This window comes from Thermoflavifilum thermophilum, from assembly GCF_900116565.1.
GTDB lineage: Bacteria > Bacteroidota > Bacteroidia > Chitinophagales > Chitinophagaceae > Thermoflavifilum > Thermoflavifilum thermophilum.
In genome coordinates, this window is record NZ_FPCJ01000001.1 from 2,150,792 (window position 1) to 2,172,773 (window position 21,982).

General features: G+C 49.7%; 22 protein-coding genes. 4 read left to right on the forward strand and 18 right to left on the reverse strand.

Translation table 11 applies throughout. The features are described from left to right. The first annotated feature begins 83 nt into the window (after positions 1–83). Both BM367_RS09200 and BM367_RS09205 read left to right on the forward strand, forming a co-directional pair. On the forward strand, positions 84–3,023 hold the full coding sequence (locus tag BM367_RS09200) for an FAD-binding and (Fe-S)-binding domain-containing protein (RefSeq protein ID WP_092460039.1): 2,940 nt from the start codon (positions 84–86) through the stop codon (positions 3,021–3,023). A 141-nt stretch (positions 3,024–3,164) separates the two neighbouring features. Beyond that, positions 3,165–5,264, forward strand: coding sequence for a beta-L-arabinofuranosidase domain-containing protein (locus BM367_RS09205; protein WP_092460041.1), 2,100 nt, complete (start codon positions 3,165–3,167; stop codon positions 5,262–5,264). On the opposite strand, the gene BM367_RS09210 is transcribed toward BM367_RS09205, so the two are convergent. The 3 genes from BM367_RS09210 to BM367_RS09220 form a co-directional block, all read right to left on the reverse strand. Then, positions 5,251–6,555 carry a hemolysin family protein gene (locus tag BM367_RS09210; RefSeq protein ID WP_092460042.1) on the reverse strand — a complete coding sequence of 435 codons (1,305 nt, stop codon included), beginning with the start codon at positions 6,553–6,555 and terminating at the stop codon, positions 5,251–5,253. The two genes, BM367_RS09205 and BM367_RS09210, sit on opposite strands and share 14 nt — an antisense overlap. Positions 6,556–6,775: 220 nt before the next feature. Then, a complete protein-coding gene (locus tag BM367_RS09215) occupies positions 6,776–7,507 on the reverse strand; it encodes a ZIP family metal transporter (protein WP_092460043.1) in 732 nt (243 codons plus the stop codon). After that, positions 7,504–8,109, reverse strand: a complete 606-nt coding sequence (locus BM367_RS09220) for a phosphatase PAP2 family protein (protein WP_177224175.1) — start codon at positions 8,107–8,109, stop codon at positions 7,504–7,506. The genes BM367_RS09215 and BM367_RS09220 overlap by 4 nt, the downstream gene beginning before the upstream one ends. A gap of 122 nt (positions 8,110–8,231) precedes the next feature. Between BM367_RS09220 and glmM the strand changes: the two genes are divergently transcribed. After that, on the forward strand, positions 8,232–9,653 hold the full coding sequence (gene glmM, locus BM367_RS09225) for a phosphoglucosamine mutase (RefSeq protein ID WP_092460045.1): 1,422 nt from the start codon (positions 8,232–8,234) through the stop codon (positions 9,651–9,653). 16 nt (positions 9,654–9,669) lie between these two features. Here glmM and BM367_RS09230 read toward each other — a convergent pair whose 3' ends face one another. Genes BM367_RS09230 through BM367_RS09250 form a run of 5 tightly spaced genes read right to left on the reverse strand, consistent with a single transcriptional unit; the run spans position 9,670 to position 12,022 of the window. Then, positions 9,670–9,918: a hypothetical protein gene (locus BM367_RS09230; protein WP_177224176.1), complete on the reverse strand. Its 249-nt coding sequence runs from the start codon at positions 9,916–9,918 to the stop codon at positions 9,670–9,672. Position 9,919: 1 nt separating this feature from the next. Next, positions 9,920–10,231: a rhodanese-like domain-containing protein gene (locus BM367_RS09235; protein WP_092460047.1), complete on the reverse strand. Its 312-nt coding sequence runs from the start codon at positions 10,229–10,231 to the stop codon at positions 9,920–9,922. 19 nt (positions 10,232–10,250) lie between these two features. Beyond that, complete coding sequence (locus tag BM367_RS09240) at positions 10,251–10,490, reverse strand: rhodanese-like domain-containing protein (protein WP_092460048.1); 240 nt, start codon at positions 10,488–10,490, stop codon at positions 10,251–10,253. Between the two features lie 10 nt (positions 10,491–10,500). After that, positions 10,501–10,692: a DUF6132 family protein gene (locus BM367_RS09245; RefSeq protein ID WP_092460049.1), complete on the reverse strand. Its 192-nt coding sequence runs from the start codon at positions 10,690–10,692 to the stop codon at positions 10,501–10,503. Between the two features lies 1 nt (position 10,693). Further along, positions 10,694–12,022, reverse strand: a complete 1,329-nt coding sequence (locus tag BM367_RS09250) for an MBL fold metallo-hydrolase (protein WP_092460050.1) — start codon at positions 12,020–12,022, stop codon at positions 10,694–10,696. Between the two features lie 121 nt (positions 12,023–12,143). On the opposite strand from BM367_RS09250, the gene BM367_RS09255 reads away from it, so the two are divergent. Next, positions 12,144–13,310 (forward strand): cysteine desulfurase family protein, encoded by a 1,167-nt coding sequence (locus BM367_RS09255; protein WP_092460051.1) that lies wholly within the window; start codon positions 12,144–12,146, stop codon positions 13,308–13,310. On the opposite strand, the gene BM367_RS09260 is transcribed toward BM367_RS09255, so the two are convergent. The 10 genes from BM367_RS09260 to trpC all read right to left on the reverse strand — a co-directional run bounded on the left by BM367_RS09260 (position 13,302) and on the right by trpC (position 21,965). Then, complete coding sequence (locus tag BM367_RS09260; protein WP_092460052.1) at positions 13,302–14,408, reverse strand: TlpA disulfide reductase family protein; 1,107 nt, start codon at positions 14,406–14,408, stop codon at positions 13,302–13,304. The genes BM367_RS09255 and BM367_RS09260 overlap by 9 nt on opposite strands. Positions 14,409–14,417: 9 nt before the next feature. Further along, a complete protein-coding gene (locus BM367_RS09265) occupies positions 14,418–15,533 on the reverse strand; it encodes a TlpA disulfide reductase family protein (RefSeq protein WP_177224177.1) in 1,116 nt (371 codons plus the stop codon). Between the two features lie 89 nt (positions 15,534–15,622). Continuing rightward, on the reverse strand, positions 15,623–16,273 hold the full coding sequence (gene hisIE / locus BM367_RS09270) for a bifunctional phosphoribosyl-AMP cyclohydrolase/phosphoribosyl-ATP diphosphatase HisIE (RefSeq protein WP_394333020.1): 651 nt from the start codon (positions 16,271–16,273) through the stop codon (positions 15,623–15,625). A gap of 21 nt (positions 16,274–16,294) precedes the next feature. Next, complete coding sequence (hisF, locus tag BM367_RS09275; protein WP_092460054.1) at positions 16,295–17,050, reverse strand: imidazole glycerol phosphate synthase subunit HisF; 756 nt, start codon at positions 17,048–17,050, stop codon at positions 16,295–16,297. Between the two features lie 50 nt (positions 17,051–17,100). Continuing rightward, positions 17,101–17,844 (reverse strand): 1-(5-phosphoribosyl)-5-[(5-phosphoribosylamino)methylideneamino]imidazole-4-carboxamide isomerase, encoded by a 744-nt coding sequence (gene hisA / locus BM367_RS09280; RefSeq protein WP_092460055.1) that lies wholly within the window; start codon positions 17,842–17,844, stop codon positions 17,101–17,103. Between the two features lie 13 nt (positions 17,845–17,857). After that, on the reverse strand, positions 17,858–18,448 hold the full coding sequence (hisH, locus tag BM367_RS09285; RefSeq protein WP_092460056.1) for an imidazole glycerol phosphate synthase subunit HisH: 591 nt from the start codon (positions 18,446–18,448) through the stop codon (positions 17,858–17,860). A gap of 11 nt (positions 18,449–18,459) precedes the next feature. Further along, complete coding sequence (gene trpA, locus BM367_RS09290) at positions 18,460–19,254, reverse strand: tryptophan synthase subunit alpha (protein WP_092460057.1); 795 nt, start codon at positions 19,252–19,254, stop codon at positions 18,460–18,462. Positions 19,255–19,277: 23 nt separating this feature from the next. Further along, positions 19,278–20,552: a tryptophan synthase subunit beta gene (trpB, locus tag BM367_RS09295; protein WP_092460058.1), complete on the reverse strand. Its 1,275-nt coding sequence runs from the start codon at positions 20,550–20,552 to the stop codon at positions 19,278–19,280. Beyond that, positions 20,522–21,169: a phosphoribosylanthranilate isomerase gene (locus BM367_RS09300; RefSeq protein WP_092460059.1), complete on the reverse strand. Its 648-nt coding sequence runs from the start codon at positions 21,167–21,169 to the stop codon at positions 20,522–20,524. Before BM367_RS09300 ends, trpB begins: the two co-directional genes overlap by 31 nt. Continuing rightward, positions 21,162–21,965 carry an indole-3-glycerol phosphate synthase TrpC gene (gene trpC, locus BM367_RS09305; RefSeq protein WP_092460998.1) on the reverse strand — a complete coding sequence of 268 codons (804 nt, stop codon included), beginning with the start codon at positions 21,963–21,965 and terminating at the stop codon, positions 21,162–21,164. Before trpC ends, BM367_RS09300 begins: the two co-directional genes overlap by 8 nt. Positions 21,966–21,982: the final 17 nt, after the last annotated feature.

Sequence of the window (21,982 nt, forward strand, 5' to 3'; positions counted from 1 at the left end):
AAAAACAACTGATGGCCGGGGAACATATATCAACTCAAATTTCCTTGTAATTTTACCCGGTTGATGTTAATGCTACTACAGATATGAATCCGGAAAAATTGCAGGGACTTGCCCAGCGGCTGGATGGGGAATTGTATTTTGATCTCACCATGCGCAGCCTGTATGCTACCGATGCATCGGCCTATCGGGAATTGCCGTTGGCTGTAGCTTATCCAAAGACGATAGAAGATCTGAAAAAGCTGGTATTGTTTGCGCGTGCCGAAAACACCTCGCTGATACCGCGTACGGCAGGCACTTCGCTGGCCGGGCAGGTGGTGGGGCATGGCATTGTGGTGGATATGTCGCGCTATTTTACCCAGATTCTGGAAGTGAATCCCCGGGAGCGTTGGGTGCGCGTGCAACCGGGCGTCATCCGCGATGAACTGAATATGTACCTGAAGCCTTATGGGCTGATGTTTGCTCCGGAAACCTCCACTGCCAATCGTGCCATGATTGGGGGCATGGTGGGCAATAATTCCTGCGGCAGCAATTCAGTGGTCTATGGTACCACGCGTGATCATTTGCTGGAAGTGAAGGCTATTTTGAGCGATGGCACCGAAATGCAGTTTGGGCCGCTGGATAAAGAAAGCTTTTATGCCAAATGTCGTTCTTCTCATCCGCTGGAAGCGGCCATCTACAGCCAGATCCGCGATGCGCTGAGCGATCAGGCTGTGCAGCAGGAAATCATCCGTGAATTCCCCAAAAAAGAAGTTACCCGTCGCAATACCGGATATGCGCTGGATCGGCTTCTGGAGATGGTGCCCTTTAAACCCGATGGCGAGGCTTTTAATTTCTGCAAACTCATTGCCGGTTCCGAAGGTACTTTGGCACTCCTCACAGAAATGAAACTCAACGTGGTGCCTCTGCCACCTAAAGAAATCGGCTTGATCTGTGCGCATTTTCACAGCATTGATGAATCGCTCCGGGCCAATGTGATTGCCATGAAACACAAGCCCAGCGCCAGCGAGCTCATTGATCACTACATTCTGTCTTGCACTGAGCAAAACCTGGAATACCGCAAGTATAGCTTTTTTGTGGAGGGCCAGCCTCAGGCCATTCTGATTATTGAGTTTCGCCGTGATACGGTGGAAGAGGTGAAGGCTGCTGCCCAGCCGTTGATTGAAGAACTCAGGCAGGCTGGTTTAGGATATGCTTATCCGCTGATTACTGGTAGCGATACGGCTAAGGTTTGGGCGTTGCGCAAGGCCGGGCTGGGCTTATTAGGCAATATCCAGGGTGATGATAAGCCCGTGCCTGTGATTGAAGACACGGCAGTTTCGGTAGAAGACTTACCGGCATACATCCGGGAGTTTAACCAGATTCTACAGAAATATCAGCTATATTCGGTGCATTATGCCCATGCGGGGTCGGGAGAACTGCATCTGCGGCCTATCCTCAATCTCAAATCAAAGGAAGGCCAGCGTATGTTCCGCACCATTGCCGAAGAAATTGCGGCGCTGGTGAAAAAATACCAGGGCTCACTGAGCGGTGAGCATGGCGATGGGCGGTTGCGGGGCGAATTCATTCGCCGGATGGTGGGTGAAAAAAATTACGCTTTGATGCGGCAGCTAAAGTACACCTGGGATCCGCAAAACGTGTTTAATCCCGGTAAAATCATTGACACACCGCCCATGGACACCATGCTGCGTTATGCGCCTGATCAGCAAGATCCGGAAATCCGCACCTATTTTGACTTTGGTGCCGTTAGCATCTTGCAGCATGCCGAACAGTGTAATGGCACGGGCGAATGTCGGAAAACCCATCTCAGTGGTGGCACCATGTGTCCCAGCTACATGGCCACGCGTCATGAAAAAGATACTACCCGCGCGCGAGCCAATATCCTGCGCGAGTTCCTCACCCATTCCACAAAACCCAATCGCTTCAATCATCAGGAGATATACGAGGTGATGGATTTGTGCCTGCTCTGCAAGGGCTGCAAATCGGAATGTCCGTCGAATGTGGATGTGGCCAAGCTGAAGATGGAATTTTTACAACAATACTACGATGCCAATGGCATTCCGCTGCGAAGCAGGCTCATTGCGCATTTTGCCACGCTCACGGCATTGGCGGCGCGCGTACCCGGGCTGTATAATTTTCTGATTAAACAGTCGTTTACTTCCAGGCTCTTCAAACGGCTAACCGGCTTTGCTCCACAGCGCAGCCTGCCTACCTTGCATCCGTTTACATTGAAGCAATGGTGGACAAAGCGAACACCGCCCGTAATCCCGTCCGATAGGCGCAAAGGGATGGTATACCTGTTCAACGATGAATTCACCAACTACCACGACGTGGAAGCCGGCATGCACACCATATTGTTGCTGGAAGCACTGGGCTATGAAGTGCGTATACCCGAACACGTGCAGAGCGGACGGGCTTTGCTTTCAAAAGGATTTCTGAAAAAAGCACGTGAAATCGCTGAAAAAAATATTGCCCTGCTTGATCCCATGGTGGATGAACAGCATCCTTTGATTGGGGTTGAACCCTCTGCTATTCTCACTTTCCGGGATGAATATCCTGATCTGACCCGGGGCGAAATGCAGCAAAAAGCCCGCCGGCTGGCCGGACATGCCCTGCTGCTGGAAGAATTTTTGTGGCGCGAACATCAGGCCGGACGCATCACTGCCGATGATTTTACCGATGAATCACAAAGCATTTTGCTGCACGGCCATTGCCAGCAAAAAGCACTCGTGGGCACGCAACCCCTGAAACAGGTGCTGTCCATCCCCAAAAATTATCGCGTCACGGTGATCCCCAGCGGATGTTGCGGCATGGCTGGTTCCTTTGGTTATGAAAAAGAACATTACGATTTGTCGATGAAAATTGGCGAATTGGTGTTGTTCCCTTCTGTGCGTGCAGTGCCCCAGCAAACGGTTATTGCCGCACCCGGCACCAGCTGCCGGCATCAGATCAAAGACGGGACCGGCAGGCATGCCCAACATCCGGCTACCATACTCTGGCAGGCGGTGAAAAGAAAATCGGCTTGAATCAAACATCCGGAAAATGCGGGCAGTTGCAAAATTTCAATCGGAGAGCTGCTTATCCATCTGCCGGCGGTTTGCAGAATTGCGGGGAAAGCATTAGCTTAAAATGCGATTTGCTCAGCATTTGCACAAAAAGCCATATTTATGCAAAAGGCACTAATCAGATGGGTGATCGGCGTGTTTGGGGTGGCATCCTTATTTTTTCTTGCTTTCCTTTCTGCATCTCATCGCACAGCTCCATTGAGTGATTCAGACATACAGGTGGTTGATCGCCCGCCGCTTAATGAGCGGAACAACTATTATGTTTCCAATCGTCCACCGCTTGCATCGCAGGCGTTCATTCCCTTGCCAATAGGCAGTATTGAGCCACGGGGATGGCTGCGTACGATGCTGGAATTGCAGCGCGATGGGTTGAATGGACATCTCGAAGAAATCAGTGCCTGGTTGGTGAAAAAAGATAATGCCTGGCTAAATCCGGATGGGCGCGGTGAACATGGCTGGGAAGAAGTGCCCTACTGGCTCAGGGGATATAGTGCATTGGCTTATGTATTGCACGACAGCGCCATGATTAGAGAGGCCACATTCTGGTTACACGCTGTGATGCGCAGCCAGCGTGCAGATGGTTATTTGGGTCCGGAAGCCAATCGCTATGCCAGCGACGGGAAGCCTGACCTGTGGCCTAATATGGTGATGCTGGAATGTTTGCAATCGTATTATTCCTTTTCCCGGGATCCACGGGTATTGTCGTGCATGCAACGGTATTTTCACTGGGAGCTGCAGCTGCCCGACAGCCTGTTTCTGACGCATTATTGGGAAAAAAGCCGGGGAGGCGATAACCTGTACAGTGTGTTGTGGCTCTACAACTACACCGGCGATACCAGCTTGTTGCGACTGGCAGAAAAAATTCACCGGCATACAGCCAATTGGGAGCAGCCAGGCACGTTGCCCAACTGGCACAATGTGAATATTGCCCAATGTTTTCGCGAACCGGCCACTTATTTTCAATTCAGCCACGATAGTACCGACCTGCATTTTACGTATGCCGATTTTCAGTTAATCCGCCAGCTTTACGGACAGGTGCCGGGCGGCATGTTCGGTGCCGATGAAGATGCACGACCTGGGCACACGGGTCCTCAGCAGGCGATTGAAACCTGCGGCATGGTGGAACAGATGTTTTCCGATGAGATTTTGCTGGCGCTAACTGGAGATCCCTTCTGGGCCGATCATGCCGAGGATGTGGCTTTCAATAGTTATCCCGCCGCGCTGATGCCCGATATGCGGGCCCTACGTTACCTCACAGCGCCCGACATGATCAGCAGCGATTGGCACAATCATGCACCGGGCGTGGAAAACGAAGGCCCCTTTTTTCAGATGAATCCCTTCAGCCATCGGTGTTGCCAGCATAATCATGGCATGGGCTGGCCCTATTATGCGGCCAGCCTGTGGATGGCTACGCCCGATAATGGTCTGGCTGCCCTGCTTTACAATGCCAGCCGGGTAAAAGCCCGGGTGGGAAAGGGAGATACAGTGGTTCTGGAAGAGCTTACGCATTATCCTTTTGATTCGCAAATCCGGTTTTTGCTGCATTTGTCGCACCCTCAGCAGTTCCCCTTGTATCTGCGCATCCCTGCCTGGTGCGGCCGGCCTGTGGTGAAGCTGAATGGCCAGGCCCTGCCTGTGCAGGCTGCTACGGGTAAGTATATCCGGATTTACCGCACCTGGCGGGAGGGCGATATGCTGACACTTGAGCTGCCCATGGAGCTTCAGGTGCATCGTTGGCGGGCCCAGCGCAACAGTATCAGTGTGAACTATGGCCCCCTGACATTTTCGTTGGGTATCCGCGAGCGTATCCGTACGGAAAGCCCTGCGCTGCATGTCGTGCCCGATGCCCGCTGGCAGCCGAATGCCGATACATTGCGCTGGAGAGCTTACAATATAGAGCCGGCCAGCCCATGGAATATAGCCCTGGTCAGCAATCCCTCGGGCAGTCTGGCCTGGGTTAAGATAAAATCCTATCCTTATCTGGAGAAGGGCAATCCCTTCACCCCTGAACATGCACCCATCCGCATTTTCGCTTTGGGTCAAACGGTGCCCGGCTGGCAGGTTGATTCCACTGGCCTGTGCGGACCTCTACCGCAGAGCCCGCTTCAGCTGCAAACTCCGGTAGATACGGTGGAACTCATTCCTATGGGTGCAGCGCGATTGCGAATAGCGGTGTTTCCGGAAGCCATCACTCATCCGTAGTTTCTGCATCCGGAGCTGGGGGTGTCAGGCTCACCAGCACCTTGTCAATGCGGTGGCCATCCATGTCCACCACTTCAAAACAAAAATCTTTCCACGCCACTTTTTCGCCTGTGTGCGGGATATGTCCCAATTGGTTGAGCAGAAAGCCGGCCAATGTATCAAACCCCTCTTCAATTTCTTCCATCAGTTCTACCCGGTCAAAGTATTCCAGGAAATCGTAGAAGGCAATCTGAGCATCCACCAGGTAGCTGCCGTCATCGCGTTTGACGATTTCCGACTCGGTTTCATCCTGATCGGGCATATCGCCCACCAGCCCTTCGAGGATATCATTTACCGTAATCATACCCAGCATGCTGCCATATTCATCTACAATAAAAGCAGCGTGGGTCTTGAATTGCTTGAATTTCTGGATTACCTGATAAGCCGTATTGCTGTCGGGCACAAACAAAGGTTTGCGCATGATGTCTGTGAGCGATTGTCCGTTTTCGGCCAGGTACAAGTCTTTGATATGCACCACGCCCATCATGTTATCGATCTGGCCGTCGCATACCGGGTAGATGGAATGGGGCGATTCCCTGATTTTTTGCCGATATACTTCCGGTGGATCATGGATATCCAGCCAGGCCATTTCCGATCGGTGGGTCATGAGAGAAGTGATGTTGCGGTCGCCCAGCCAAAAGACCCGCTCGATGATATCCTGTTCTTCTTCTTCCACGGCGCCGGATAAGGTGCCCTGGTTAATCATGGCGATGATTTCTTCCTCTGTGACATCAGCATCTTCCGAAACCTTGATATGAAACAATCGCACAATGGCGTTTGAAGAAACACTTAACAGCCAGATGAAAGGAAAGGTAATGGTGGAAAGCCATTTCATGGGGCGGGCCATGAGTTTGGCGATGCTTTCGGGTCTGGCCAACCCCAATTGTTTGGGTACCAGTTCGCCCAGAACCAGGGAAAAATAGGTAATGACGAGTACCACCACGATGGTTGCGATGGAATTACTGTAGGACGCTATCATGGGCCAGCGGGCAAACCACTGGGCCAGGCCTTCTTTGATAGCCTGGCCTGTAAACAATCCCGTCAGGATACCAATGAGCGTGATGCCAATCTGGATGGTAGAAAAAAAACGATCGGGTTGGGTAGCCAGTTCCAGGGCTGTGCGAGCAGCTGCATCGCCTTTCTCCGCTTTTTGCTTTAACCGGATTTTTTTCACAGATACCAGTGCTATCTCTGCCATAGCCAGCAAGCCATTCAGAAAAATCAATATGAAAATGATCAGTAATTCTTTCATAGCAGCTCATTCAATGGCAGAAATAGGAAAATCCTTTGCTGGGGCTGACCCGAACATTTCGTCTCTGTTTCGGCACGTTAAAGCACCGGAAAACATGTCTTGCGCAGGATGAATTCCTGGTTATCCGAGGATTGGAAAGAAGCTGGAAGTATAATCGACAGGCATCGGTATCCATACTGTGTACAAATATCCTCAATTTCGGGTATTTGCGCTAATCATATCAGGCTACCCAAAAACTAATGAATGCAAGTCCGAACCCCAGAAGCAGGGCCATCCATTTCCACAAGGAAAAACTATGGCTTTGTGTGCCGCTTTCAAACAGGATCGTAGCGGAAATATGCAGAAAAGACCCGGCTACCCCGGCAATGATCCAGGGCATGACAGAATGAAAGGCTGTCCAGGTATGTTCGGTGGTTTCGCTCAGCAGGGCCGAGACAGGTGTAACCAGCGCAAAAGCTACCAGTAACACCCACCTGATCCATTTGCTGATGGGCCTCAAGATGAGGATACTCATCAGGGTGATAGTTTCTGGAATTTTATGAAATGAAATCCCTGCCACCAAAGCAGTGAATACGCCAGGCCTGGAATAGGGATATCCAAGAGGAAGACCTTCGAGAAAGGCATGCAGGCTAAGCCCTAACAGCAAAGTACCCAGCATGCCCTGGTGGCTCATTTCGCGGGTAGGGGTGTGGCTATGTTCCATGCCATGGGATAGAAGCTGCAAAAACAACTGCAGCATGAAGCCCAGTAAAATACCCAGACCAGCCGTGGAGCCAAGACTTTGAAATACCGAAGGAATAAGATCAACCAGCGTAATGCCCAAAAGAAAAGATCCCGAAAACGCCAGCAAAGGAGCCATTCCATTTTGCTGAAAATGAGCTGACAACAAGGGAATGCTCCCTCCAATCAGCGTAAGCAGGAAAACAACAGATAGGCTAATGAAAAAAGTCATGATGACTGCAACGGGATAAATCGTACAAAGATACTGCCTGTAACCCCTCCGATAAGTAACCCCAATAACATACCTGCCAGCACATCGCCCGGAAAATGGACGCCCACATAAATCTGCGCATATGAAATCAGGAAAGCCCACGCAAATACCACAAAAATCCATTTGCCAGTAAATCGCCGAAAACTCAAAAACATAAACATAGCCAGGGCAAAGTGATTAGTGGCATGCGCTGACGGAAACCCGTATTGTCCGCCGCATGAAATCAATAAATGAACCGTAGGAGCCACTACCGGATCATGACAGGGCCGCAGGCGCTGGACAAACATCTTAAAAACTTCCACACTCAGCTGATCGGCAATGGCAAAGGTGAGAAGAAAAAATGCGATCCACCACAGGCCTCGCCAGCGAAAATGCATAACGACCACCAGCAGCAGAAAAAAATACAAAGGCGCCCAGGTGTAGGGATTTCTGACAAATGGCATTACCGCATCCCAAAACGGCGTATGCCAGGTTCCATTTATCAGGTGAAACAATTTTCTATCGAGCACAATCCAGTGTTGCCATGCAAGCAGCAAAGGGGATAGGCCATGATTTTTCAACATAAAAAGCAATATTGACCGGCGCATAAAATTGATATTTATTTTTGATTATCCCGAAAGCCTCCCGGTTATTCTTTTTCAAAAACCAGTTTGGCCTATCTTTGCCACACAAAACCCTCTCACTTGTGTCGCTGATAACTTCGATTTCAGGTATTCGTGGTACGATAGGCGGAAAACCCGGCAATAGCCTTACTCCGGCAGATATTGTGCGCTTTACTTCAGCTTATGCACGATGGTTGATGGGCCGTGGAGATAACCGCAAAGTAGTGATTGGTCGGGATGGCCGTGGATCCGGTAAAATGGTGAGTGAGCTGGTGGCCGCTACTTTGCAGGCCATGGGAATGGATGTGGTGGATCTGGGTTTAACCACCACACCCACGGTTGAAATTGCCGTAATACAGGAAAGAGCTGCCGGTGGCATCATCATCACGGCCAGCCATAATCCGGAAGAATGGAATGCGCTGAAACTGCTCAACCACTACGGTGAATTTCTTGATGCTGCGGAAGCCCGCGAAGTGATTGCGTTTGCTGGCGAACCAGGTAATTTGACTTATGTTGATTTGTATCATCTGGGAAGATATACCACAAACGAAAACTATCTGCAAAAGCATGTTGAACTGATTTTGCAGCATCCGTTGGTACAAGCTAAAGCTATTCAGGACAAACAATACCGGGTTGTGGTAGATGCCATCAACTCTTCCGGTGCCTTGTATGTACCTGCTTTATTGCGGGCGCTGGGCGTGCAGGAAATCATCATGCTCAATGATGAGATTAATGGTCGTTTTGCCCATAATCCCGAACCCTTGCCTGAACATTTAACCGGGCTGAAAGCTGAAGTTAAAAAACGCAATGCACATTTAGGCATTGCAGTAGATCCTGACGTAGATCGCCTGTGCTTTGTGTGTGAAGATGGCAGCATGTTTGGTGAGGAATATACTCTTGTGGCTGTTGCAGATTATATGCTCATGCATCGCAAGGGCAATACGGTTTCCAATTATCTTTCTACCCAGGCTTTAAGAGAAATCACCGAAAAACGCGGCGGGCAATATTTTCCAGCTCCTGTAGGTGAAATCAATGTCGTACAGAAAATGAAACAGGTGCAAGCAGTTATTGGCGGAGAAGGCAACGGTGGCGTGATTGTACCTGAATTGCATTACGGAAGAGATGCGCTGGCAGGCATCGCCTTGTTTTTATCTCATCTGGCCTTATCTGGTAAAAGTGCATCTGCATTGAGGAAACAATATCCCAATTATTTTATTTCAAAAAATAAAATTGCGCTACAGGATGGCATGGATCTGCAGGTTATTCTGCAAGGGATAAAAGAAAAATACAAACAATATCCCACCAATACAGAAGACGGTTTGCGAATTGAATTTGAAAACAATGACTGGGTGCATCTGCGTGCATCCAATACGGAGCCTATCATTCGCATTTATGCAGAAAGCAAGTTTGAAACTACGGCCAACAATATTGCCCGCCGCATCATGGAAGATATCCGCGAATGCATCAACCAGCAACCTTCATCTGCAACTAAAGGATCTGTGTAATTTCAGATTTATCTGGTTATTCCACGACTTCATGCAAAGGTTCTGATTTCGTTTCTGGTTTTTTGTGTGGCGAAGAGCCAGGGATCTGGCATGCGCCAGATCCGCAGCATCCGGTGTTGGTGATGGCCTGGAAAAGCAATAATCCGGCAGCAGCTCCCAGCCAGATGTCGTGCATTTGCCAGGATCCCACAACCAGCAACAAACCGGATACGAGGCGTATCCAACGCATGGCATGCCAGTTGGTAAACAGCATCTGCTTCATCATATCAGCGAATTTGATTGTGTAAACGCATCCAGCTGCCGCCATTATATACTTCCGCAAATCCCGCCTGCTTAAGGATGCTTCGGGCCATGGCACTGCGTGCGCCTGATGCACAACAGGTGATGATGATCTTATCTTTTTTGAGTCGATGTAATTGCTGTTGCAGTTGTTGTACCGGAATATTGATGGCCCCAGGAATATGTCCGGATTTGAATTCCTGAGGCGTGCGTACATCCAGTATCACAGCTCCTTGCTGAACCAGCGTTTTTAAATCTTTTTTTTCCTGTTTGCCAAATAATCTGCTGAGGAATCCCATAGTTTAAAATGTTTAAATGTTATAACAAATCCATCCAGCTTCCGCCGTTTTCACAGGGGATACCGAAATTTTCAAGGATCAGCTTGGCTCTTGCACTGCGGTTTCCGCTTGCACAACACACGATGATGGGTGTTTGCAGCGAACGGATTTCATCAATGCGTTGCGGAATTTCGTGCAATGGAATATTGATACTTCCTTCCACATGTCCGCCTGCAAATTCCTGTGGTGTGCGGACGTCAATAATGGTGAATGTTTCCATGGTTTATTTTTTATTTGTCTTCGCGTTGAAATAATTGAGAAGCTATGCCGCCCATCATGGCACCATACAAGGTGCTGTTAACCGGATGTGAAGTAATCACACAATATCCACTGGTACAACCTATGAAATGATAATAGGCATAGCCGGCAATCGCGCCGATGATTGCTCCAATTGTGAATAGAAAAACAGATGATTTCTTCATTTCAGAAATCTTTAATTGCTACACTTAAATCGTAAACCGGTGTTTTATCTTTAAATGCAGGGTACAACAAACTTGCTGCGGCCGCGCTGCGGAAGCCTCCTGCACAATGCACCACTACAGGTTTGTTTGCTGGTATTTCGTGCAAACGTTGCTTTAATTCCTGCAAAGGAATGTGTAAGGCATGTGAAAAGATGCGACGTTCCTGTACTTCGTTGTTATCACGTACATCCACGATGGTGTATTGTTCCGGATGTTGCCTAAAAGCACGAATATCCAGATCGGGCATTTGCAACAAGCCTTGTTTCATCACAAAGGCTGAAACAACCTGTGGTTCATAACCAATTTTGGCAATGCGATACAAAACACGATGAAGCTGTGGCATATTTGATGCTGCCAGGTAGAATGGCTGTTGCGGTTCAATAAGTGTTCCCAGCCAGGTTTCAAAACGCGTGTCTTCCATTAGATTGATGGCGTTGGGCAGAAATCCGGCTTTGAACTCAGATTCTGGCCGCACATCAATAATCGGTATGTTGTTCTGCAATGCAGGCTGTGTGTTGTGGATGGGTATGCGGGCAAGGCTCTGCTGCAGTGGAGGAGCGCCTTTCCGGTTGATCTCCACATCGAAGGGGAAATAAGCCGGGATGAAGGGTTGGCTGTCGAGCAGGCGATTGACAAATTCATCTTCTTCCATGGGTTGCAGGCTCCAGTTGCTCAGTTTTTCGGCTCCTATAGTGCTATGGGATGCATCCTTAAGGCCTTTCCCACAGAGGGTTCCTGCTCCGTGTGCGGGATAGACTTTTACAGGATCGGGTAAGGACAAGAGTTTTTCCCGCAATGAATGATACATTTGACGGGCTTGCTTTTGCCGGTCCACCTGGATATTTCCTGCATGCTCTCGCAGATCGGGCCTTCCACAGTCGCCTATAAACAAGGTATCACCCGTAAATACGGCTACCGGACGATCCTTGTCGTACGCGACTATGCTGATGCTGTCCGGAGAATGTCCAGGCGTAAACAAAATTTTCAGAGTCGTTTGTCCAACCTTTATCTGATTGCCGTCGTCTACAGGTTGATGGGAATAAGCTGCTCCCAACAGGCGACTCACATAAATGGGTGCGCCAGTGGTCTGGTGAATTTCCAGGTGACTGCTCACAAAATCAGCATGTGGATGGGTTTCAATCACCCCTACTATACGGGCTTGGTTTTCCTCAGCAAAAGCAAAATAAGGCTTTGGATCACGAGCCGGATCAATTACAATCATTTCCCCTTCGCTTACCAGGGCATAACTGTAGTGCGATAAATTGACATCTTCAAATTGATGTATTTTCATAAGCGGTTTTTATGTCAGGCGCCAAAGTTAAGATGCACCTGAGCTAACAAAGGGTAACTCCTGTTACAAACCTTTCCTCCGGCCGGGATGAATATGTACCTTTGCTGATAGAGTCCTGCTTATGAATCGCATTTATCTTGACAATGCAGCAACCACTCCGCTCGATCCGGAAGTGCTGGAGGCAATGATGCCTTATCTGAAGGAAAAATTCGGCAATCCATCTTCCATTTATTCCTATGGCCGGGAAACCCGGCTGGCTGTTGAAAACGCGCGCCGTACTGTAGCCCGGCTGATAGGTGCGCATCCGGGAGAAATATTTTTTACGTCGGGTGGAACAGAAAGCACCAATACTGCCATCACGGCTGCTATCCGCGACCTGGGCTGCCAGCATATCATCACGTCTCCCATTGAGCATCACGCAACCCTGCATACCACTGCATTTTATCATGAGCATATGGGCGTGCATCTTTCGTATGTACGCATTCAGCCAGATGGACATGTGGATTTGGATAGCTTGGAAACCTTGCTGCGCAATAGCAAGGAGAGATGTTTGGTATCGTTGATGCATGCCAACAATGAAATTGGCAATCTGCTGGATATCGAAAAAGTGGGGGAGCTGTGCAAACAATATGATGCCATATTTCATTGTGACACCGTGCAAACCGTTGGGCATCTGCCCATAGATGTACGCCAGTTGTATGTGCATTTTATCCAGGCATCCGCACACAAATTTCATGGGCCGAAAGGAGTAGGATTTTTATATATCAATGAAAATATCCGGATTCATCCGTTGCTGATGGGAGGTAGCCAGGAGCGGAATATGCGTGCAGGTACGGAAAATGTGTATGGCATCGTCGGTCTGGCCAAAGCATTGGAAATGGCCGTAAATCGGATGGATGAAGACAGGCAGTATATTCTTTCCTTAAAGCACGAACTTGCCCGGCAGCTCCAGGCGCAGATTCCGGACATCCAGTTTAATGGCGACTGGAATGGGAGAAGTTTATACACCGTGCTGAATGTATCTTTCCCCTACAATGAGCATACAGAATTGCTGTTGTTTAATCTGGACATGGAAGGTATTTGTGTGTCGGGCGGAAGTGCCTGCAGTTCAGGTGTCGAGCATGTATCGCATGTGATTCAGGCCTTGCGTCCCGGTGCAAAAGAGGTGCCTGTGCGTTTTTCGTTTTCCAGATACAATACCCGCGAAGAAATTGATCGGGTGGTAACAACCGTCAAAAAGCTGGTTACGGCTCCTGTAGGCGGACACAGTTCGGCCGTATCACTTTAAGATACGGGCAAGTGTTTCGGCTAATTCTTCTCCCCGCAAATTTTTGGCAATGATACGTCCCTGCGGATCCAGCAGGAAGTTGGCTGGTATGCTTTGCACATGATATTTTACGGCCACTTCATTTTGCCAGTATTTCAGATCACTTACCTGTGTCCAGGTAAGGTGATCATCATGGATGGCTTTTATCCAGCGGTCACGGTCGTAGTCGAGCGATACGCCGAGAATCGTGAAATTCTTGTCTTTGAATTGTTCATAAGCCTGTACCACGTAAGGGCTTTCCATGCGGCAGGGGCCACACCAGCTGGCCCAGAAATCAACCAGTACGTATTTACCGCGAAACGAGGAAAGCTTTACAGGCATGCCGTTGGTGTCGGGCAGGGTGAAATCGGGTGCTATGGCGCCTTCGGCAGTGAGCAGAGCTCCCTGCAGATAATCGGCAGCAGCCCGGCCATAGCGTGATTGCTGTACAGACGGGCTGAGGGTTTGAAAAGCTTTTTGCAATTCCATAGCGGGCATGCGCTCCCGAAGCTCATTCATCAAAATCAATACACTGGCGATATTTCCGGGATGGCTATGGATAAAATCCAATCCGGTTTTTACGACATCCGAATTAAACTGATTTACTTCTTCGCGCAGCCGGGCTATTCCACTGGTATCATCAGTAGCCTGCACACGCTGGATTTCCTCATTCAATGTGGAAGCCCGCGCTCCCAGCGGGCGGAAGGCATCCATATAAGCTTGCATTGCATCAGCTTCAGGACTTCCTTTTACCCGTGCCTCCTGAAACCTGGCTGCATCGCCGGTTACAATCAGCTGAGCGCCGGGCGAAAGCAGCGTAATAAGTGGGCTTCGCTGCCCGGAGATGAATAACCCATACAAGGCAGTGGAATCAACCCGTACCTTGAAATAAAATTTTCCGGCTTCCACACGGGCTGAATCCACGGGTGTATTGGAAGTATCGCTAAACAGATAAACAGTTTGAGCCGTTTGATTATCAGCAGGCGTGAGCTGGCCATTGATGTAGCAATAGGATTGTGCATGGCTGATCTGTATCCAGCCCATCCACAGGCTTGTGAGGAGCAGTAATTTCTTTATCATGGACGTTCATCAGTTTTGAAAGATACTGGCTAACTTTTTATCGAGTGCATCCCCGCGCAGGTTCCGGGCAATGATTTTGCCCTGTGGATCAAGCAGAAAATTGGCTGGGATGGCCTGTACACCATAAAGCCGCGCTGCTGCATTGTTCCAGTATTGAAGATCGGAAACCTGATGCCAGTAGAGGTGATCTTCATGAATCGCCTGCAGCCAGCTGTTCCGGTCTTTGTCGAGTGACACACCCAGAATGGTGAAATTTTTCTGCTTGTATTTCTGATAGGCCTGCACCACGTGCGGATTTTCCATGCGGCAGGGGCCACACCAGCTGGCCCAGAAATCAATCAGCACGTATTTGCCCCGCAAGGAAGAAAGGCTCAGTGGTTGTCCACTGGTATCTGGCATGGTGAAGTCGGGCGCCGTCTGGCCTATAGCCGTACGTCTGGCTATTTCGAGGGTTTGATAAATTTGTTTGCCATAAGGAGTCGCACGTACGGTGGTGTCGAGGGATTGATAGATTTTTTCCAACACCTGTACATCCGGTTCATAGATCAGATTGCTGCGCGTGACCACCCAGGCGCTCACCACCGATTTGGGATGTTCGGCAATGAAACTCACCATGGCCTGGGTTTGCAGGCTGTCAATTTCATTGGCAGTTGCATTGATGCTGTCCTGTTTTTCCGGAAGCGTACCGCTCCGCACGGCATCTTCATACACCTGATACAGGGCCGTGTATTGCTTGTTAAATGGCTGCATCTGTTGCTGATAAGCTTCATAATCCTGTTGTGCAGCTGAGCCGCTAACCCGTGCCTGAGCCAGCGAATCGGCATGTCCGCTGATGCGGATATCGGCATTTTCTACGAAGAAATCCAGCTCCTGCATGCTATTGGGTAGCGAAAGGCTAAACAATGTGGGTGCATCCACTTTGCCAGTAAACCGGAAGTGTCCGTTCTGGATTTTGGCTGAATCATTGATTACAGAATCACCTTGTTGGTGGAGAAAAAACACCCATCCATCGGGCGCACCCTCAATTTGTCCTTCAATCACAAAGCCCTCAGAAGTATGATGCTGGCAGGCACTGAGCCATCCTACCAACCAGATGCTGATAAGTGCTATGATCCAGGATTTCATGGAGAATTTTGTTTTGATATGGCAGTTCATGTGTACAAATTTATGTTCGGGAGGGTAATAAGATTCATCTGCAGGGAATTGGAAGATGCTCAATGGTGGCGTTTTTTCAATACTTCAATCACATCATTCAGCACATATCCTTTGGCAGCCAGCAACACCAGATAGTGATATAATAGGTCGGCGGCCTCATTCAGGAAAAGTTCTTCATTATCATCTTTGGCCTCGATTACCACTTCCACGGCTTCTTCACCCAGTTTCTGGGCAATTCGGTTGATGCCCTGGGCAAATAATCGCGCTGTATAGGAATTTTCCGGCCGGCGGTGTTTGCGATCCCGAATTACATTTTCCAGATGTTCCAGAAAATTATCTGAAACATTGGGCTCATTGAAGCAAGTGTCGGCACCGGTGTGGCAAACGGCTCCGAGCGGGCGAACCTTCACCAGGATGGCATCCTGATCACAATCGGTGCGTATTTCTTCTACCATCAACAGATGGCCGCTTTCTTCGCCCTTCATCCACAGGCGTTGTTTGGAGCGGCTATAGAAAGTGACGCGTTTATCTTTAATAGTTCTGTCGAGTGCTTCCCGGTTCATGTAGCCCAGCATCAGCACGCGGCGGGTATGGATATCCTGAATGATGGCGGGTACCAGTCCATCGGGAAACTTATCGAAATTTATCTGCAAATCCGTTTCTGTGAATTCCTGCATGACACGCTGCTGTTGGGTTACCGTTTCATTCATACCATAAAGGTAAGCAAAAACTCAATCTCTGACGGGAATACCGTTTTGTTTTAAAAAAGCTTTCAGTTCGGGGATGCTGATTTCACCGAAATGAAAGATGCTGGCTGCAAGGGCTGCATCGGCATGGGCTTGCTGGAATACATCGAGAAAATGCTGCATGGTACCGGCTCCGCCTGAGGCAATAATCGGCACGGGCAGGGTAGTGGCCAATTCACGGGTAAGATCCAGGGCAAAACCTTGTTTGGCACCATCATGGCTCATGGAAGTAAGCAGAATTTCACCTGCGCCGCGGTCAACCACTTCATGGGCCCAGTGAACAGCGCGCGTTTGGGTGCGGATGCGTCCTCCGTTCAGATACACCCACCAGTCGTTTTCTTCAAATTTGGTGTCAATAGCCACCACTACACACTGAGAGCCAAACAGGCGAGCCAGTTCATCGATCAATGCCGGGTTGCGATAAGCAGCTGTATTGACAGAAATCTTATCGGCACCGGCGTTTAGCAGGGTATGCACGTCTTCGGCCGTGCTGATGCCGCCTCCTACGGTAAATGGAATCGAAATATGATGGGCAATTTGCCTGACCAGTTCTGCAAAGGTTTTTCTTTGTTCATGGGTGGCGGTGATGTCGAGAAACACCAGCTCATCAGCCCCTTCTGCAGCATAGCGGGCTCCCAGCTCAACCGGATCGCCAGCATCGCGGATATTTTCAAAATAAATTCCCTTTACGGTCCGTCCGTCTTTGATGTCCAGACAGGGAATGATGCGTTTGGTTAGCATGATGGTTTGCTTTTCTCCTCAATCAAATCTAAAATGCTTGCTTCTATCTGTCAGCTTATGCCTTGTTCGGGTTGTTTTTGCTTCTTCCATTCCTCCAGCGATATTTTTCCTTCGTAAATAGCTTTGCCCACGATCACGCCTTTCAGGCCAATTTGTTCCAGTCGTTTTATATCTTCCATGGATTGCACCCCTCCGCTGGCAATGAGGTGGATATCGGGCAAAGCTTTCAGAATTTGGGAATATAATTCAAATGCTGGTCCCTGCAGCATGCCATCGCGCTCCACATCGGTACAAAACACCTGTTTAACACCCATCTGTAGCTGTTGTTGCAAGAATTCGACCACAGGTTTTGAAATGGTTTGTTGCCAGCCATGAATGGCAATATGATTATTCTTCACGTCGGCTCCCAGCAAAAATTTGTCGGCACCAAACATATCCAGCCATTGCCTGAATAAGTCCGGCTCTCTGGCGGCCATGCTTCCCACCACTACCAGGCTTGCTCCGCTTTGCAAAGCACGCTTTACTTCTTCGGCAGTGGTAATACCACCTCCGAAGTCAATGACCAATGAAGTATGCCGGGCAATGCGTTCCAGCACTTCCCAGTTTTTTACTTTTCGCTCCCGGGCCCCATCCAGATCCACCAGATGAAGCCGGCGCAGACCGGAGGCTTCAAACAAACGCGCTACTTCCAGCGGATCAGGGCTGTAAACTTTTTGCTGCTGGTAGTCGCCCCGCGTGAGCCTCACACATTGCCCGTTGATGATATCAATAGCTGGAATGAGTTCTATCGGCATACTCAGGTTTCGCTTAGCTCAAATGAATGAAATTTCTCAAAATCCGTTCTCCCACTTCGGCGGATTTTTCAGGATGAAACTGCACAGCATAAAAATGATCGCGCTGTATGGCAGCGCTGTAAGTTATGCCGTAGGAAGCTGCAGCAATGGTATAGGCACAGCAGGGCACGTAATAACTGTGCACAAAGTACACATAAGCTCCGTCTTTCACACCCTCAAACAGGGGAGAATGCAGTTGGGTAATCTGGTTCCACCCGATTTGAGGCACTTTCAATCCGCCTTCGGATGAAAATTTTTTCACTTCTTCCGGAAAAATATCCAGACAGGGAGTGTTGTTTTCTTCTGAGTAACGCGCCATCAGTTGCATGCCCAGGCAGATGCCCAGCACAGGCTGGGTAAGCGAACGGATAACTTCATCCAGTTTTCGTGCTTTGAGATAGGACATAGCCGAACTGGCTTCACCCACGCCCGGGAAAATGACCCGGTCAGCCGAACGGATGATACGGGCGTTGTCCGTGACATGCGCACGATAACCCATTCTTTCCAGTGCAAACAGCACCGATTGAATATTTCCGGCGTGATAACGAATGACAGCAATTTCCATGTACAAACAACTTAAGATGCAGCATGCACGGGGTTATCAGATAAAATTTGTTGTACAAAATCCTTTGTGGCCTGTTCAATATCTGCAGCCTGTTGCAGCACGCGAATATAGGCACTTCCGATGACGGCCCCGCGGCTATGCCTGCAGGCCTGCAGAAAGCTTTCATGGTCGTGGATACCAAAACCCACCAGGAAAGGATTTTTCAGCTGCATGGCTTCGATGCGCTGGAAGTAAGGTTGTAGGCTGGATAAATCTTTTTTCTTTCCGGTAGTGGATGAAGACGAGACCACATACAGAAAGCCGCTGCTGGCTTCGTCGAGCTGGCGGATACGCGCATCGGAAGTTTCCGGAGTAATCAAAAAGCTGAAATGAATGCCGGTGGATTTGCACAAAGGCTCCAGATCCTGCCTGAATTCGTCCAGCGGCAGATCGGGCAGAATCAATCCATCAATACCGGTTTCGGTACATTTTTCAAAAAAACGTTCCAGCCCGAATTGGAGGACGACGTTCAGATAACCAAACAGAATCAAAGGCAGGTGAACTTCTCTTCGGATATCGTGCAACTGTTCAAACAGCAGGCGCAGCGACATGCCGTTATCCAATGCCTGTTTGCTGCTTTGCTGAATCACCGGGCCATCGGCCAGGGGGTCGGAAAACGGAATGCCGATTTCTACCATATCGGCGCCGGCCTGTTGCAAAGCAAGCAGGATGCGTCGGGTATCCTGCAGCCTGGGGAATCCGGCAGTAAAATAAATGGTGAGAATCTTTTCCTTTTTTTGGGCAAATAAGCTGTCAATACGGTTCATGGCTCATTTCATTCAATACCTGTTCAGGAATAAGGTTCAGTGGTTGTGGGGTTGTCATCAGCCGGCAGAAAACGCAGGTAGGTTTCCATATCCTTGTCGCCCCTGCCGCTGAGGCAAACCACTACCACATGTTCGGGTTTCAGTTGCAGGTCTTTCAGTTTGGCCAGGGCGTGGGCGCTTTCCAGGGCCGGGATGATGCCTTCAAGCCGGGTAAGTTCAAATGCAGCATCGAGTGCTTCCTGGTCGGTAGCGCTGAGGTAAATGGCCCGGCCTGTAGCATGCAGGTAAGCATGGATGGGGCCGACGCCGGGATAGTCGAGCCCGGCCGAAATGGAATGAGGTTCTATGATCTGTCCGTCTTCGGTTTGCATGAGCAGGGTTTTGCTTCCATGAATCACGCCTGGTCGGCCCAGGGCGATGGTAGCTGCTGTATATCCGCTTGTCAGTCCCTTGCCGGCGGCTTCCACGCCTATAAGCTGCACGGATACGTGATCCAGAAAGTGGTAAAAACTCCCGGCGGCATTGCTGCCACCGCCCACACAGGCCACCACATGGGTTGGCAATTCAGAGCCGGTTTCTGCCTGCAGTTGCTGCTTGATTTCTGCGCTTATTACGGACTGGAAGCGAGCCACCATATCGGGATAGGGATGTGGTCCCACCACCGATCCGATGATATAGTGCGTATCTTCCGGGTGATTGACCCAGTCGCGGATAGCCTCGTTGGTAGCATCTTTGAGGGTACGGCTGCCGCTCATAGCCGGCACCACTTTGGCGCCCAGCATGCGCATGCGGGCTACATTGGGAGCCTGCCGCTGCATATCCACTTCACCCATATACACCACGCATTCCATTCCCATCAGCGCGCACACGGTGGCGGTGGCCACGCCGTGTTGTCCGGCTCCGGTTTCGGCAATGATGCGCTTTTTGCCCAGGCGCTTGGCCAGCAGAATTTGACCAATAGTATTGTTGATTTTATGGGCTCCGGTATGATTCAAATCTTCCCGTTTCAGATAGATGCGGGTTTGGTATTTTTCGGACAGGCGACGGGCAAAATAAAGCGGGGAAGGCCGGCCTACATAATCACGGAGCAGGCGGCCGAATTCTTCCTGAAAATCGGCCGAATTCATGATATCCAGGTATTTTTCCCGGAGTTCGGCTACATTGCGATAAAGCATTTCCGGAATGAAAGCCCCGCCAAACTCGCCATAGTAGCCTTTTTCATTAACCTGGTACTGACCGGGTCTTGCCAGCCGCAGGACAGAAGGAGCTATACCTCCGACACGATATTCAATTGACATATGAATTGTTTGATGCGTTCAAAATCTTTTATGCCGGGAGCCGTTTCAAACCGGCTGTTGATATCCACGGCGTAGAGCTGCGGATGCTGCAGTGAAAGAATCTCATGCGCATGTTCGGGTCCAATACCTCCGCTCAGAAAAAACGGAACCGAACCCTGATAGGCATGTAACAGCTGCCAGTCAAAACGTTTGCCGGTGCCTCCTTTTTGTTGGGATGCTGTGTCAAACAAAAAGTAATCACAACTTGCCTCGTACGGCCGGGTGTCGGGAAATCCTTCGCCGGAAACAGGGAACACCTTGATGATTTTCAGGCCCTGTTTGCGCAATTCGTGGCAAAAAGCAGGGGATTCCTCACCATGTAGCTGAACCATTTGCAGGCCGTAAGCATTTACTACCTGCAGGATTTCATCGTAAGAAGCGTTTACAAAAACACCCACCTTTTGGATGTTTCCCTGATACGACCGTGTATGGGCCGCCTGCTGATGCGGGAGAATACAGCGGGGTGATTTCGGATAAAAAATCATCCCGGCAAAATCCACACCCATGGCCTCCAGCCGGTGGAGCTCATCCAGCCTCGCCAGACCACACACCTTGATATGGAGCTTACCGCTATGCATGGGTTGCCGTTTGTTGAAGTTGCAGAATAAATGACTGGAAAGCCTGTACAGGGTCCGGCTGATGCATGAAACGTTCGCCAATGAGAAATCCCTTGCATCCGGCCTGGCGCAGAGAAGCAATGATCTGTGGATCGTGAATGCCGCTTTCAGCAATCACTGGCGTACCCGGGGGCGCGCATTGCACCAGCTCAAACGAACGATTCAGATCCACTTCAAATGTTCTCAGATCGCGATTGTTGATGCCTATCAGATCCACATCTGCACACCACTTATCGAGTTGTTCCCGGCTATGCACTTCCATCAGCACTTCCAGCCCCAGCTCATGGGCAAGTGCCGAAAGTGATTGAATGGTTTTTTTATCCAGGCATTCGGCAATCAGCAATATCACATCGGCACCCAGCGCTTTGGCTTCGTAAACCTGATAGGGATCTATGATAAAATCCTTCCGCAGCAGAGGAATGGAAACCTGTGCACGCGCCATCATCAGGTCTTCTCCCGATCCGCCGAAGAAAGTCATATCGGTAAGGATGCTCAACGCTGCTGCCCCATGCTGTGCGTAGCCGGTAACGATTTGTTCCAGCGTGCGGGTAGAAGCAAAATATCCTTTTGAAGGCGATTTGCGTTTGTGTTCAGCGATTATGCCGCTGCTGAAAGGCCGCAAAAGTGCCTGTTTCAGCGAAAAGCAGGTTCGTTTGAATGCTGGAATTTGTTGCAGCACAGCAAGCGGAAATGCCTGTTGCTTAATGGCCAGCTCCCGATGTTTGTGGGCGATAATCGTATCCAGAATGAATGCCATTGTTTGCAAGTTAAACA

What these genes read in the sequence shown, in the direction of transcription:
- BM367_RS09255 (WP_092460051.1), top strand. Translation starts at nt 12,144, where the DNA reads ATGAATCGCATTTATCTTGACAATGCAGCAACCACTCCGCTCGATCCG.
- BM367_RS09205 (WP_092460041.1), top strand. Translation starts at nt 3,165, where the DNA reads ATGCAAAAGGCACTAATCAGATGGGTGATCGGCGTGTTTGGGGTGGCA.
- hisIE (WP_394333020.1), bottom strand. Translation starts at nt 16,273, where the DNA reads ATGAATGAAACGGTAACCCAACAGCAGCGTGTCATGCAGGAATTCACA.
- BM367_RS09220 (WP_177224175.1), bottom strand. Translation starts at nt 8,109, where the DNA reads ATGTTGAAAAATCATGGCCTATCCCCTTTGCTGCTTGCATGGCAACAC.
- BM367_RS09215 (WP_092460043.1), bottom strand. Translation starts at nt 7,507, where the DNA reads ATGACTTTTTTCATTAGCCTATCTGTTGTTTTCCTGCTTACGCTGATT.
- BM367_RS09210 (WP_092460042.1), bottom strand. Translation starts at nt 6,555, where the DNA reads ATGAAAGAATTACTGATCATTTTCATATTGATTTTTCTGAATGGCTTG.
- BM367_RS09260 (WP_092460052.1), bottom strand. Translation starts at nt 14,408, where the DNA reads ATGATAAAGAAATTACTGCTCCTCACAAGCCTGTGGATGGGCTGGATA.
- trpB (WP_092460058.1), bottom strand. Translation starts at nt 20,552, where the DNA reads ATGTCAATTGAATATCGTGTCGGAGGTATAGCTCCTTCTGTCCTGCGG.
- hisF (WP_092460054.1), bottom strand. Translation starts at nt 17,050, where the DNA reads ATGCTAACCAAACGCATCATTCCCTGTCTGGACATCAAAGACGGACGG.
- BM367_RS09235 (WP_092460047.1), bottom strand. Translation starts at nt 10,231, where the DNA reads ATGGGATTCCTCAGCAGATTATTTGGCAAACAGGAAAAAAAAGATTTA.
- BM367_RS09245 (WP_092460049.1), bottom strand. Translation starts at nt 10,692, where the DNA reads ATGAAGAAATCATCTGTTTTTCTATTCACAATTGGAGCAATCATCGGC.
- BM367_RS09265 (WP_177224177.1), bottom strand. Translation starts at nt 15,533, where the DNA reads ATGAAATCCTGGATCATAGCACTTATCAGCATCTGGTTGGTAGGATGG.
- BM367_RS09250 (WP_092460050.1), bottom strand. Translation starts at nt 12,022, where the DNA reads ATGAAAATACATCAATTTGAAGATGTCAATTTATCGCACTACAGTTAT.
- BM367_RS09240 (WP_092460048.1), bottom strand. Translation starts at nt 10,490, where the DNA reads ATGGAAACATTCACCATTATTGACGTCCGCACACCACAGGAATTTGCA.
- trpA (WP_092460057.1), bottom strand. Translation starts at nt 19,254, where the DNA reads ATGAACCGTATTGACAGCTTATTTGCCCAAAAAAAGGAAAAGATTCTC.
- hisH (WP_092460056.1), bottom strand. Translation starts at nt 18,448, where the DNA reads ATGGAAATTGCTGTCATTCGTTATCACGCCGGAAATATTCAATCGGTG.
- BM367_RS09230 (WP_177224176.1), bottom strand. Translation starts at nt 9,918, where the DNA reads ATGATGAAGCAGATGCTGTTTACCAACTGGCATGCCATGCGTTGGATA.
- hisA (WP_092460055.1), bottom strand. Translation starts at nt 17,844, where the DNA reads ATGCCGATAGAACTCATTCCAGCTATTGATATCATCAACGGGCAATGT.
- trpC (WP_092460998.1), bottom strand. Translation starts at nt 21,965, where the DNA reads ATGGCATTCATTCTGGATACGATTATCGCCCACAAACATCGGGAGCTG.
- BM367_RS09300 (WP_092460059.1), bottom strand. Translation starts at nt 21,169, where the DNA reads ATGCATAGCGGTAAGCTCCATATCAAGGTGTGTGGTCTGGCGAGGCTG.
- BM367_RS09200 (WP_092460039.1), top strand. Translation starts at nt 84, where the DNA reads ATGAATCCGGAAAAATTGCAGGGACTTGCCCAGCGGCTGGATGGGGAA.